The sequence below is a fragment of the Euzebyella saccharophila genome (assembly GCF_014855495.1).
Taxonomy (GTDB): Bacteria; Bacteroidota; Bacteroidia; order Flavobacteriales; family Flavobacteriaceae; genus Euzebyella; species Euzebyella saccharophila.
In genome coordinates this window covers 1-13,782 of record NZ_JACYFJ010000008.1, presented here as the reverse complement: position 1 = coordinate 13,782, position 13,782 = coordinate 1, and the positions used below count along the sequence as shown (strand labels likewise).

Annotated in this window: 8 protein-coding genes and 1 rRNA gene; 3 read left to right on the top strand and 6 right to left on the bottom strand. The window is 41.2% G+C overall.

The window, feature by feature from the left end:
- The first annotated feature begins 306 nt into the window (after nt 1-306).
- From IL355_RS17570 to IL355_RS17560, 3 genes are all read left to right on the top strand, one after another.
- Nucleotides 307-3,324 (top strand): PVC-type heme-binding CxxCH protein, encoded by a 3,018-nt coding sequence (locus tag IL355_RS17570; RefSeq protein ID WP_225621320.1) that lies wholly within the window; start codon nt 307-309, stop codon nt 3,322-3,324.
- A 190-nt stretch (nt 3,325-3,514) separates the two neighbouring features.
- Complete coding sequence (locus tag IL355_RS17565) at nt 3,515-6,661, top strand: SusC/RagA family TonB-linked outer membrane protein (protein WP_192463405.1); 3,147 nt, start codon at nt 3,515-3,517, stop codon at nt 6,659-6,661.
- 19 nt (nt 6,662-6,680) lie between these two features.
- Complete coding sequence (locus tag IL355_RS17560) at nt 6,681-8,189, top strand: RagB/SusD family nutrient uptake outer membrane protein (RefSeq protein WP_192463404.1); 1,509 nt, start codon at nt 6,681-6,683, stop codon at nt 8,187-8,189.
- Nucleotides 8,190-8,286: 97 nt separating this feature from the next.
- Here the strand turns inward: IL355_RS17560 and IL355_RS17555 are convergent, their stop codons facing one another.
- From IL355_RS17555 to rrf, 6 genes are all read right to left on the bottom strand, one after another.
- Nucleotides 8,287-9,690, bottom strand: coding sequence for a sodium:solute symporter family protein (locus tag IL355_RS17555; RefSeq protein WP_192463403.1), 1,404 nt, complete (start codon nt 9,688-9,690; stop codon nt 8,287-8,289).
- Nucleotides 9,680-9,901 carry a hypothetical protein gene (locus IL355_RS17550; RefSeq protein WP_192463402.1) on the bottom strand — a complete coding sequence of 74 codons (222 nt, stop codon included), beginning with the start codon at nt 9,899-9,901 and terminating at the stop codon, nt 9,680-9,682. Before IL355_RS17550 ends, IL355_RS17555 begins: the two co-directional genes overlap by 11 nt.
- Before the next feature lie 2 nt (nt 9,902-9,903).
- Complete coding sequence (locus tag IL355_RS17545) at nt 9,904-10,674, bottom strand: 3-ketoacyl-ACP reductase (RefSeq protein ID WP_192463401.1); 771 nt, start codon at nt 10,672-10,674, stop codon at nt 9,904-9,906.
- Complete coding sequence (locus IL355_RS17540; RefSeq protein ID WP_192463400.1) at nt 10,671-12,110, bottom strand: oxidoreductase; 1,440 nt, start codon at nt 12,108-12,110, stop codon at nt 10,671-10,673. Before IL355_RS17540 ends, IL355_RS17545 begins: the two co-directional genes overlap by 4 nt.
- Nucleotides 12,111-13,403, bottom strand: coding sequence for a hypothetical protein (locus IL355_RS17535; RefSeq protein ID WP_225621319.1), 1,293 nt, complete (start codon nt 13,401-13,403; stop codon nt 12,111-12,113).
- Between the two features lie 304 nt (nt 13,404-13,707).
- Nucleotides 13,708-13,782 (bottom strand): 5S ribosomal RNA (rrf, locus tag IL355_RS19470); the annotation flags it as partial.

Here is a 13,782-nt window from a genome sequence, read left to right as displayed (position 1 = left end):
GACAACTACAACGTTTGAAAATTTATCGTTTTTAAGAATATTCCAATTCAAGTTCAGGACAGCACCTGATTTAATCGAAAACCGCATTACCGAACGAAACCAAACTAACCAAAAACCTAATTCTAACCTCTTTACCGTTACCGTACAATAATGAAAATTTTAAGTAGATTCCTTACCGCGAGATTACTCCCAATTTTAGTGTTGTCCCTTGTTTTTTTACAAAGTTGCGAGACTGACAAAGGCCCTAGGCTTCATGTTGAACCCAACTCTCACATTGTTTTAATAGGAAACAACCTTGCATCCAGAATGATTCATTTTGGTCATTTTGAAACGGAAATGCAATTGCGATACCCAAATGACTCCTTGTTCATTAGAAATATGGGAGATGGCGGTAATACCCCTGGTTTTAGACCACACTCTTCCAGAAAATCACCTTGGGCATTCCCAGGAGCGGAAAAATTCCATCAAAATGAACTTGCTAATAACTCGAATAGTGTGGGGCATTTTCCAACCGAAGATGAATGGCTTACGGAGCTGGAAGCCGATATTATCATTGCTTTTTTTGGATACAGTGAGTCTTTTAACGGTCCAGATGGGTTGGAAAATTACAAAAATGAATTAAGGGCTTTTATTGAGCATACCAAAAACCAGAAATACAATGGTAAAAGCGCACCCCAACTAGCCCTAGTATCCCCTATTGCTTTTGAAGATTTATCAAATGAAATGGACCTCCCTAATGGCATAGAGGAGAATAAAAACCTAAAGCTTTACACAGATGCCATGAGAGAGGTAGCCGCACAAGATAGTGTATTGTTTGTAGACGCTTTTGAGCCAAGTAAAAATTGGATGGCTACCGGAGAACAGCATATTACAAATGACGGATTTCAGCTAAATGATTATGGTTATAAAAAATTGGCTGATTTATTGGCCGATGAAATTTTTGGAGCGGATAAAACTTCCAATGTCAATGAAGAATTAGTTCAAGAAGCTGTCAACGAAAAAAACTGGTTCTGGCATAATGATTTTAAGATTCCAAATGGGGTTCACGCCTATGGAAGACGTTATGACCCCTTTGGCCCCGACAATTACCCTTATGAAATTGAGAAGATAAAGCAAATGACCGCTATTAGGGATACTGCTATTTGGCAAGCACTTAATGGCAAAAAAATGGATTTGGCAGCAGCAGATTCCAAAACAAGGGAACTTCCGCCAGTAAAAACCAACTATAAAGTAAGCGATAAAAATGGCACCCCTGAATATCTATATGGGGATGATGCCCTCGCCAAAATTAATGTAGCTCCCGGCTATAAGGTAGAAATGTTTGCCTCTGAGCAAGATTTTCCCGATTTGGCCAATCCAGTTCAAATTTCTTTTGACAACAAAGGAAGACTTTGGGTGGGGGTCATGCCCAGCTACCCCCATTATAAACCAGGAGATTCCAAACCGGATGATAAGCTTTTGATCCTTGAGGATACGGATGGTGACAATAAAGCGGACAAACAAACGGTTTTTGCAGATGGACTACACTTGACCATCGGTTTTGAATTTGCTCCGGAGGGGGTTTATGTCTCCCAAGGCACCAATTTGGTACTTCTAAAAGACACGGACGGGGATGACAAAGCAGATGAAACCGAAGTTATCCTTAGCGGGTTCGATGATCATGACACCCATCACGCAATCAGCGCGTTTACGACGGACCCGTCCGGCGCCATCTACATGGGAGAAGGGGTTTTTCTACATACCAATGTAGAAACCGCATACGGTCCGGTAAGGGCCACCAACGGTGGTTTTTACCGCTATAGCCCCCAACAACATCGTTTGGAAAGAACGGCACAATTGTCTATTCCCAACCCATGGGGTATAGCCTTTGATGACTGGGGGCAATACTTTTTTGCACACACCAGTGGTCCCGATATGACATGGATGATGCCCGGGTCTATCTTACCTAGATATGGCCAAGCCTCACCTAACCCTCAAAACCTTATTGAGGATAAGCATAGGGTAAGACCAACTTCGGGTTTAGAGTTTGTTTCCAGCAGTCATTTTCCAGAGAATATTCAAGGAGACCTTTTAATCAACAATACCATAGGTTTCTTGGGAACAAAGCAACATACCATGGTTGATGACCCCAATTCCGCAGGTTATTTAAGCAAGCACAGACAAGACTTGATTTTCTCTGACGATAAGAATTTTAGACCGGTGGATATGGAGTTTGCCCCAGATGGCTCACTTTACTTTATTGACTGGAGCAATGTACTTATCGGGCACATGCAACACAATGCCCGGGATCCACTTAGAGATCATGCTCACGGTAGGGTATACCGAGTGACCTATCCTTCCAAGCCTTTAGTTACTCCTGCAAAGGTTGACGGGGCCACCATAGACGAACTTTTGGAAAATCTTAAACTTCCGGAATATAGGACAAGGTATAGAACCCGAAGGGAATTGAGGGCTAGGGATAAAAACGAAGTGCTTACGAAATTAGGAGAATGGGTGAGCAAGCTTGATAAAGAGGATGAAAAATATGAGCATCATCTTTTAGAGGCCCTTTGGGTTACTTGGGGCTTGAACGATATTGACCAAAACCTGTTGGAGACTCTTTTAGAGGCCGACGATTTTAAAGCAAGGGCAGCAGCTGTGGGCGTTTTAAGATTTAGTGGAAACCAAGTACCCAACAAAGCCAAATTATTAATGGAATCTGCAAAGGATAATCATCCTAGGGTACGGTTGGCTACTCTTGTTGCCGCCTCATGGATGGATAAGGAAGATGGAATTCCTATTGTGACCGAAGCCGGTAAGAAAGGCTTGGACCAATGGATGAAAAGACCCTATGAAGCAGCATTAGCCCACTTAAACGACCATAACTTAGGTGAAGAACCTAAGGAAACCATTGAAACCAGTTTAAAAGGTAAAGAGTTGGAACTGTTGCTCGCAGGTCAAGAGATTTATGAGCGGGAAGGATTTTGTGCCACTTGCCATCAACCAGATGGTAAAGGCTTGGAAAGTTCAGGTTTCCCTCCATTAGCCTCATCAGAATGGGTAACCGGCAACCAAGACAGGTTGATAAAACTGACACTTAAAGGAATGATAGGACCTATTGAGGTAAACGGAAAAAAATTTCCGGGACAGGTTCCTATGACCCCATTTGGTGGAATGCTCAATGATGAAGAAATGGCATCGGTACTTACGTTTGTTAGAAACTCATTTGGTAACGAAGCATCGGTAATCACTCCCGATATGGTGAAAAAAGTACGGGAAAAGATAAAGGATAAACAAGGATTCTATACCTCTGATGAATTGTTAAAAGAACATCCTTTTAAATAATACCATAATTTTTTGCTCCTATTTTTACAAACAACACTTTTTTGTCATTCAAATTTTAACATTCCTGCAATTCAATGACAAAAAAATAGAACTATTTGCAATGTAAGAGGTAGACTCAGGTAGTGTATGAATATAACTTTGGGATTGTCATTATTATTTGACAAAGTCATTTAACTCAATCCTAAACATTATGAAGAGACTACTATTAAAAAAGCATTACCTGAGCCTATATACGTTGGCCCTGTGTACTGCCTCTTATGGAAACTCCCCGTCTTTGAACGAGGCCTCCATAAGCGAGAAAAAGAATTCGGAGACCTCCGTTCTTTATCAAGAAAGCACGATTACGGGTACCATTCTTGACAATAACGGGCAGCCACTCCCCGGCGCAAGCGTTATCGAAAAGGGAACCTCCAACGGAACCCAAACAGATTTTGACGGAAATTTTGAGCTGGAAATCAGCACTGCCAACGCCACCTTAGTGATATCCTATATTGGCTTTGCCAGTCAAGAAATAGCCTTGGACGGACAAACATCCATAAATGTATCATTACAAGAAGATGCCGCACACTTAGATGAAGTAGTGGTCATTGGTTATGGAACCCAAAAGAAAAGTGATTTAACAGGAGCTGTTGGTTCTGTCAAGTCAGAAGAACTGGCAGAAAGACCTGCGGCTTCCCTAAACCAAGCAATGGCCGGTAAAGTAGCCGGTGTCAACATTACCTCGGGATCTGGTAGACCAGGTGGTAGAACGGTGGTTCGTATTCGTGGTAATACTTCTGTAAGTATCGCCAACACGCCCCTATATGTAATCGATGGGGTTATCTTAAATGCCGTGGATCTCCCTAATGGCAGTACCCCCATAGACTATATGAACCCTAATGACATTGAAAGCATCGAAGTACTAAAAGATGCTTCGGCTACAGCAATTTACGGAGCTAGAGGGGCTAACGGTGTTATCTTGGTCACCACTAAACGCGGTACTTCAACTGGGTCTACCCGTTTAAATTATGATGTAGATTTTAGCATAGGTACACTTCCTAAAAAGTTAGACCTATTGAATTCTGAAGAATTCTTAAGAGTGGAGGAGATTGCTTACGCCAATGCCGAAAAATACGATCCCGCAGGTTGGGCTGGCGGTGCTTATACCGATCCAACCACCAAAAGAACAGACCCAAGGTTGTTCGATTCGGAAGGAAATCCCCTTTACGATACTGATTGGCAAGACGAAGCCATTAGAACTTCTTTTACCCAAAACCACCAACTATCCTTTACCGGCGGAACCCAAAAAGGCAATTACGGATTGTTCATGGGTTTCAGGGATGAAGAAGGCCTTATTGTAGAATCTTGGTTGAAAAGATATTCTGGTAGATTCACCTTGGACACCGAAGTTACCGATTGGCTAAAAGTAGGCGGTAGCTTAAGTTACAACGACCAAAACGAAAAACAAATTGACCAATTAGGTGGTGGCGGTATTACTACCATGCGTCAAGTTTTTGAAGCTTTACCTATTATACCAGTTCGATACGAAGATGGTTCTTGGGGCTCTAACATAGACTACCCAGGTATGGAAGGCGGCGGTAGCCCCGTTGCCGTTGCCAACGACCGTAGGTATTTTTTGAAAACCCAAACAGTATTGGGAAATTTCTATAGCAATATCTCCCTTCACAAAAACTTACAGTTAAGAACCACCATAGGTACCAATATTATTAATCAAAGAAATGATTACTATGGGGGAAGGGAGCTGCGTTACATTGCAAGACCTGATGGTGCCGCTCATGTTGAAAACAGCAGATATAACTCTTGGCAGTTTGAAAATTACCTAACCTATAATAAGGACTTTAATGCCGATAATTCCTTAACGGCCATGCTCGGTCTTTCTTGGCAGCATATTGATGAATTCACAGCGCGTGCAACGACCCGTGGATTCGCAGATGATTTTTACGGCTTTAATAACTTGGGAGCAGGGTCCAACCCTCAAACACCAACCTCAAGTAAAATTGCTTACGGACTTAATTCTTATTTTGGTCGTGTTAATTATAATTACAAGAATAAATACCTGCTTACATTGACTGGTAGGGCCGACGGTTCCTCAAAGTTTGGTCCCGAAAATCAATTTGCCTTTTTCCCATCGGCAGCATTGGCATGGAGGGTTTCCGGGGAAGATTTTCTTTCTCAAAACGAAACCATTTCCAATCTTAAGGTAAGGGCAAGTTATGGGGCGACCGGAAACTCGGAGATTCCCGCCTACCGAGCGTTGGCAGGTTTAACCAATGGAACCGTAATTTTTAGCGGAGACCGAGCCTCCTATACCATTCCACAACGTATGGCCAATCCAGACCTTAAATGGGAACGTACGGAACAAGTAGATGCCGGACTGGAATTGGGACTTTTTCAAAATAGGATAGCCCTTGAAATCGATTTGTACAGAAAACTGACAACGGACATGCTTTTAAATGCTCCGGTACCTTCAACTAGTGGGTTTAGCAATGTTTTTAGAAACGTTGGAAGTATGGAGAACAAGGGTATTGAAATCAACTTAAATACCATTAATGTAGACAACGAACTTTTTGGATGGAATACTAATTTTAATATTTCAATCAACAAAAATGAAGTGATTGCCCTTTCCGGTGGATCCGATATTTTCTTAGGATCTACTTTAATACGTGAGGGTGAATCGTTAAGTACCTTCTTTGGGTATATTGATGAGGGAACCTGGAATACCGATGAAGCAGACCAAGCGGCTATTTATGACCGTTTACCTGGTGATATCAAATATCGTGACCTGAACAACGACGGTGCAATCAATAGTGAAGATCGGGCCATTATCGGCAAAGGTATTCCGGATGGCTTTGGTACGTTCTCCAATACTTTTAGATATGGTAATTTGGAATTATTGGTAGACCTTCAGTTCCAATATGGCAACAGTATTATGTATAGGGACGAGCACTCTGCAGAAGATCGCCAGACCATAGCCAATAGTTTTGCTACCGTTCTGAACGCCTGGACGCCGGACAATCAAGATACGGACATTGCACAAATAAGGCCTATTGCCGCTGGATACGACACCAACAATGACTCTGGCAAATTAAAGGATGCTTCTTTCTTAAGAGGTAGAAACCTAATGTTGTCGTACGTATTTCAACCAGAACTGGTAAAACGCCTACACCTAAACCGTCTAAGACTTTACACATCTGTTCAGAACTTTTTTGTATCCACCAAATTTCCTGGTTATGACCCAGAAAGTTCCAATGGAGGTGGTGCCTTTGACCAAGGATTCTCTCTATATGATTATCCAAGACCAAGAACATTTATGGTAGGACTAAATGTTGGACTATAATTTATTAAAAGAAAAAACAATGAAAATCTATAGAAATCTCATAAAAACTATGGCCGTACTTACCGCTGTTTCCAGCTTTGTGGCCTGTAGTGACTTTTTAGATGAAGAAGACGAATCTAACTTCACCAGTGATACTTATTTTACAAAGGCAGAGCATGCCGAAAGTGCCGTAAACGGTATTTATGAACCATTGGTTCCCATTACCAGTAGTGGCTTTGGAGGAGGCACATGGATGATGTTAGAGTTTGCCACTGGTTTGGCCAATACGGCGTTAGGGCAAGCCACCAATATTTATTTGGTGAAAGATTTGATCAACACTTCTGATAATGGCTACGGGAATAGCTTTTGGAACGAATATTACACCGGTATCTCCAGGGCCAATTTGGCCATTGAGAAAATTCCGGAAATTAATATGGATGAGGCGCAAAAACAGAACTATCTAGCAGAAGCTAAATTCTTTAGGGCTTACTATTACTTTGGTTTGGTTAGAATGTTTGGCAATATTCCTATTATAACAAGCTCAGTAGATTTAACTTCAGAAGACCTATATCCAGAACAAGCAACGGCTGAAGCTGTTTACGATTTAATCGTGGCAGACCTTACCGAGGCAGAAAACTCTACTTTACCTTGGAGGGATGAATCTGGCAGGGTTTCCATGGGAGCGGTCAAAACACTTTTAGCCGATGTGTACCTTACTATGGCAGGCTATCCATTGCAACAGACTGAAAATTATCAGCTTGCTGCAAATAAAGCGAAAGAAGTAATCGATTCTGGAGTATTTTCTCTTTTCGATTCTTACGATGACCTTCATAATCCGGCAACAAAGAATACTGGAGAATACATATTTATGACTCAATTCGCTGCCAACATCCAGTCCGGTAACTGGCAACCGGGTATTTTACCCTATAACCTGGGCATTTCTGCCTATTCCGCACAAACCGGAGGAATATTTTCCACCAACGAATTTGCGGATTCCTATGAAGACGGTGACAAAAGAGCGAACGAAAAGGAATTCTATTTTAGGAGCTATTCTTTAGAGGCCGATAGAAACGACAGCATCAATTTGGGAGCTCCCTATTTATTCAAACATTTTGATATTGCAGCCAATGAAGAATCGGCTCAATCTGATTTAAATTGGTGTATTTATCGTTATGCCGATGTGCTTTTGATGTATGCCGAAGCTTCCAATGAAGCCGGTTCCGGCCCAAGTGCCGATGCCTATGAGGCTGTTAATTTAATCAGGCAACGTGCGGAAGTTCCGGACTTGGCCGGTTTAACTCAAGAAACCTTCAGGGAAGCTGTTCGTATTGAGAGAATTCATGAACTCAGCTTTGAAAACAAGACTTGGTTTGACATGGCCCGATGGAGAAAAGCATACAACCCTGTTACCAATATGCTGGAAGATTTTGTAGGTCACACCTATACCTACCTACCCAACAAAGCATTATCTGAACGCGAACTGTTATTCCCGATACCAACCTCAGAGATGCAGAACAATCCTAATCTAGAGCAGAATTCTGGATACTAAGTTCCAATGGAATTTAGAAAAACACTCATCTACACATGAGTAGTTAGTTAATAGTGAAGACAACCTTCGGTTACGACCGAGGGTTGTTTTTTAATAATCAGGAGCGAACTTTTTTACCAAACACCAAATTTTCAAGAACTACCGCCAAAACTAAAATACCAAATAGGACAAGTTCCATTTGAAGACCTAAAACTGAACTAGGCAGCCATCCCAACTTGGAAAAAACAAAGAATAATAATGCCGCAAAGGTGGATATTGGCATCAGAAGAGACAGCTTTTTAGAACTTAGGATACCCGTTAGAATCATAGGCGCCATCATTGCGGTTCCTGTAAAGCTAGTACGCGCCAACAAAACTAGATGTTCTGTGCTTACAATACTAAAAATCAGTGCCAAGACGCCAAATACCACAATAAAAACCCTTGTAATGGAAATTGCCTTTTTGTCTTCTATGTGTATAAGCGACCTTAATTCACTACCCAAGGCAAAAATTTGGGAATCAGACGTAGATATCGCAGCTGCCACTAATCCAATGAGTCCTAAAGCGGCGATTCCTGCCGCTTGATCATGAAGCAGTACATGACCAATAAAATCTTGTGTTGAAGTTTCAGGGTAAAGCACTGCCCCGTACATGCCCATAAATAAGGTCGGCAATATTACCAATATGGCCACTACACCCAGACCAATGGCCATTTTTCGTAAGGAAGAGCTGCTTTTCATTATAACTACCCGGGTTGAAATCTGGGGTTGTGTAAAGGGAAGACAGATAATCGCCAATGCCGAAATAATAAAAAACTGGGCTGAGAACAACCCTTTAGGTCCGGGAACGGATAAAAGTTCTTTATTGACACTTTCCACCTTTGCAAACATCGATTCAATACTTCCAAAATGTTCAATACAGTTATAACCTACAATCCAGATAGTAAAAAAAAGCATGATTCCCTGTAGCGTATCGTTATACATAATAGCCCTCAAACCACCGGTTTCACTATAAATAATCATCACAGCTACAATGGAAAGACTCCATACCCAAACAGGCACCACATCAGGAAATGCCGCATTCAAGAAAATGGATATGCCACTTATTTGAACCGCTATATAAGGAATCAAGAAGACGACTGCCCCACCAAAAGCTACATAACCGGCAAGCTTAGAATCGTATGTAGAGACCATTAACCCAGACATTCCTTTAAAATCAAGATGTCTTGCTTTTTTTCTAAGAATTTCCCCTACCCTAATCAATCCATAGACCATCATGGTATCGGAAACTGCTAAAAATATCCATGCTCCCACACCATGTGTTCTGAAAAAATCGGGCATACCTACTACCGTAAAAGCACTGAACAAGGTTGCGGCGGTAGTAAAAAGTCCCATGACAAAACCAATATTCCCGCCTCCCAGTAAATAGTTTGAAGTAGTTTTATCCTTGATCCGGGTTCTTCTTACCAAGAAAATCAAGACCACCAAATAGATGGCACTGGCAATTAAAAAATTAGTCAGCATGGTCATTTCTTTTTTGTATTCTGGAAACCCCATAGGCCAATAGCACGAAAAGAACACTCACCACAAAACCCATCCACATCGTGTAGGGTATGCCCATAAAGTTTGGCTCATTTTTACCCATGGGAATGACCATCGGCGTAAAAGAGCCTACAAAAAGTAAGCCCGCCAAAATATCTAAAATCAAAAGTGATCGTTTGCGGTTAGTAGCCATAGTTATAACGTAGGTATAGACATTCCTCCATCAATTTTTATCGTTTCCCCGGTAGCGTAAGGTATATTACCTTCCACCAATGCTTTTACGGCTATGGCCACATCGCCGGGTTGGCCCAACCTAGGGACCAAAGTAAAACCCTCATGTACCATTTTCTGGTATTTCTCCAAAACAGCAGCCGTCATATCCGTTTCAATTACTCCCGGCTGCACTTCATAAACTGGAATACCTTCCTTTCCCAATCGTACTGCAAACAATTTGGTCATCATACTCATACCCGCCTTGGATATGCAGTATTCCCCACGAAACACGGAAGCTGTGTGGGCACTGACAGAAGACACATTAACAATACAGCCCTTAAAATCTGACCTCTCGTTTTTCCTCTGCAGCATTTGCTTGGCTACTTCTTGCGTAAGAAAAAAAGGGCCTTTAAGATTAATGTCCATTACCCGATCATAACTATCGGCAGACATATCTAAAATATCTTTTCGTTCCCTTGGGGCAACACCTGCATTATTAATTAGCACGTGCAATACACCTAAACCTTTTTTAATTTGTTGCAGAATTTTTATTCGATCTTCATTTGATGAAATATCGCCCTGGCAGTAAATTATTTTGCTTCCATATTGCTTTAAATCTTCTAACACTTCAATTACTGAATGTTCATCCCTAACCCCATTGATTGCCAAGTGATACCCATTTTTGGCAAGTTCTTTGGCGATGGCAAGCCCAATACCACGGGAACCTCCTGTAATAAGGACATTTCTGCTCATAACCTTACTTCTTTTTTAATTTCCTTTAAAGTTTTGGCTTCGGGCATTTTCTTATAATAGGCATCCAACGGAAAACATCCGGAAATCATTCCACTTCTTGGTGCGGTTGTACAATCAGAAAAAGTTCTACATATTTTTCCTTTAACCAAAGGTTTTCCCTGTAGAATATCCTCGGGCATATTAGGATAGCTAAGAACCATTCTCCCCAGGCCTATAAAATCTGCCATGCCATTATCAATAACAGACTCGGCTACGTTAGGCAACCATTCCTGTAAATAGGAATAGGCAGAGCCGATGATAACCATATTGGGGAATTTCTTTTTTAGTTCTGCAGTTACTTTAATTTGTCTGGCCACCCCAACCAATGGATCTTCTGGTGGTAAATATCCATCAGAAGGAGGAAATATAGCCGGCCGAGTGATATGTGGCGTATAATAAGGGCTACCGGCGGTTATACAGACCATTTCAATTCCCATTTTTTCAAACTCCTCCAGTAACTCGAATACTTCTGTAAGGTCAATATGCGTACCGTCCCCATTAACGCCAAAGCCTTCTTTATACGTACTTTCAATTGTTTTAGGGATTCCAATATTACCTTTATCCTTCTCAAAGGGAATGAAATCAAAAGCACTTAGTCGCACGCCCACTGGAATATTAGAGGTTTCTTTTATGCCTTCTACAATGCTCCGTAAAAATCGCAATCGATTGTGCAACGAGCCACCGAATTTACCCTTCCTTGTTTTGGCACTTAAAAACTCGTGTCCCAAATATCCATGACAATGTTTAATATCTACAAATTGGAAACCGGCTTCCTTGGCCAGTTGTGCCGCTTTTATAAAATCTTGGATCAGTTTTTCAATTTCATCATCCGTCATTGGAAGATGGGTTTTGGACAAATTGAATTTGTCATTCAAAATGGAGTGATCATACAAAATCCATGGCTTCCTAGCCCTATCTTCATTAGGAACTGCAAATCTGCCCGAGTGGGTTAGTTGCAATCCGATAACCAAATCCGAATCATCACCAAATTTCTCTCGATGGTCATTGCGAAGATTTTTGCAAAGTTCTTTGAACGCGGGAAGATTTTGGGAGTTAATTATTAACTGATTAGGATTTGCCCTACCGTCTGGCCTAACGGCGACCGCTTCACATCCCCATAATAATTTAGCCCCGCTGATGGCAAAGTTGTGCCATCTTCTTTTGGTATGATCGGTGGGCAGACCATTTTTAGTTCCGTCCCAGCCTTCCATAGGAAGAATACAGAATCTATTGCCTATATTGAATCCCGTAGCTGTCTTTATTGATTCTCCCAAGGAAGACGTTCCGCTTGAGGCTAATGTCTCTTTAAACGGAAGTTCTGCCTTTATTTTTTTTGCATGTCCAAGGAAGTCATTGGTAGTCTTAAGCTGGGCTATTCTTGTTATTTTTTGTGCCATTTAAATTATATCCTTGTAAAAAGTGTAGTAATATGATTCAGTGGCCATTCCTTGAATATAATAAGCCAACTCTCTAGCATGATAATCTCCCCACATACATGCCTCTCCATTAGGTATTTTACTCCCTTCGGGAATGTGGTCCCAGCCATTAGGCCTATGATAAATGGTATGTAGTAATAAACCCTGATGGTCGGTATCTGAACTCAAATAAGGATTACCGAATAACGTATTAGCAACTGTTAATCCTGCGGAAAAATACTTTTTCGAGTTCTCTTTATCTATATCTTTTAGATAGTTGCCCAACCGTAGGAGGCCCTGAGCACCAATAGCTGCCGCAGAACTATCTACAGGTTCAAAGTCATTAAAAGGTTGGGAATTCACATTTCGCCAATCATTCAAATTAGAAAGACCAGGTGCACCGGTATCCCAATATGGGATTCCATCTTTTGCTGTATTTTCAATATAAAAATCACAAGTAGCCTTGGCCGCCCTAAGGTACGTTTTCATAATTAGGTCCTTACCGCCAATATCATCGAGCTCTGCCAATTGACCTACACTCTGCAAAAACTCCAACTGCTCTGCAAAACCGAGCATTGCCCAACTCAGACCCCTTGTCCAAGTAGAGTAACCACTATATCCCTGCTGTGTAGAAGGGGACCTAAAATTCCCATCATTGGTATTGAATATAGCTTCATGCGCCGTTCTACCCCACTCATCATAGCCATCTCTTCCTTCACCATAAAAAATAGAATATTTGGCAGTTACCATACCATGCATACAAGCACGCTCCAACAAATTAATGTGAATATCATTTTCTGAAGAAGATTCGTGTCCTAACATTCTACCCGCCACTAAAATCCGAATGGTCCTCACCGTATCAACAAACAAGGAATGTGGTCCATTAAAAGAATAAATAAATCCCCCAACCGGAAGATGGGTCCATCTTTGGGCCTGTACCGATGCAGATAGTTTTAATGCCAATTGACAATAATCCTTAAGCCAATCATTCTTATCTACCTTCCCTTCATTGATTAGGCGCAATAAATTACCATAAGTACTGAGATTGTTAAAACCATGGTCATGAACTCCAAAATGGCTAACGTGTGAAGTCATTTGGTTTTTAATATTATCTATAGCAATATTGAGAAAGAAACTATCTCCGGTTGAATCAAACTGAAACAGTTCAGACCCATACTGAAAGCCTTGTGTCCAATCTGTCCAACTTCTGGGCTCATAAATACCATTTACGGTAACTACAGGGGAACCTTTCTTTCCCTGTAACCCTGCATGCATGCTTTTGATCTTTTGTGAAGAGTGTGACCAAAGGTTATTACACTTATCCAATAAGTCCTTTGGGGTTAATTCAAAATTGATATTCATTGGTTGTGTGTTCTTCTTTAAAACTAAGTATAAATTGAATTATATTCAATACACTTTAGTTAAAAATAAGAAAAAACCACTTTTTGGTACCAAATAATAGATAAAGAAGAAAGAAGTTTAGTTCTGATTGGACACTTAAGACTAATCTATAACAATTTCTTAGTAAGTACACCCCATAAAAAAAGCCCCTTCACATTTTGTGAAGGGGCTTTTGTAAGAAAGGCGGCGACCTACTCTCCCACTTGGTGTAGCAGTACCATCGGCGCTGGCGGGCTTAACTTCCCTGTTCGGA

Bases quoted from the DNA above. Each gene is read 5' to 3' on its own strand.
- IL355_RS17570 (WP_225621320.1), top strand. From the start codon at position 307: ATGATTCATTTTGGTCATTTTGAAACGGAAATGCAATTGCGATACCCA.
- IL355_RS17550 (WP_192463402.1), bottom strand. From the start codon at position 9,901: ATGGCTACTAACCGCAAACGATCACTTTTGATTTTAGATATTTTGGCG.
- IL355_RS17555 (WP_192463403.1), bottom strand. From the start codon at position 9,690: ATGCTGACTAATTTTTTAATTGCCAGTGCCATCTATTTGGTGGTCTTG.
- IL355_RS17545 (WP_192463401.1), bottom strand. From the start codon at position 10,674: ATGAGCAGAAATGTCCTTATTACAGGAGGTTCCCGTGGTATTGGGCTT.
- IL355_RS17535 (WP_225621319.1), bottom strand. From the start codon at position 13,403: ATGCATGCAGGGTTACAGGGAAAGAAAGGTTCCCCTGTAGTTACCGTA.
- IL355_RS17560 (WP_192463404.1), top strand. From the start codon at position 6,681: ATGAAAATCTATAGAAATCTCATAAAAACTATGGCCGTACTTACCGCT.
- IL355_RS17565 (WP_192463405.1), top strand. From the start codon at position 3,515: ATGAAGAGACTACTATTAAAAAAGCATTACCTGAGCCTATATACGTTG.
- IL355_RS17540 (WP_192463400.1), bottom strand. From the start codon at position 12,110: ATGGCACAAAAAATAACAAGAATAGCCCAGCTTAAGACTACCAATGAC.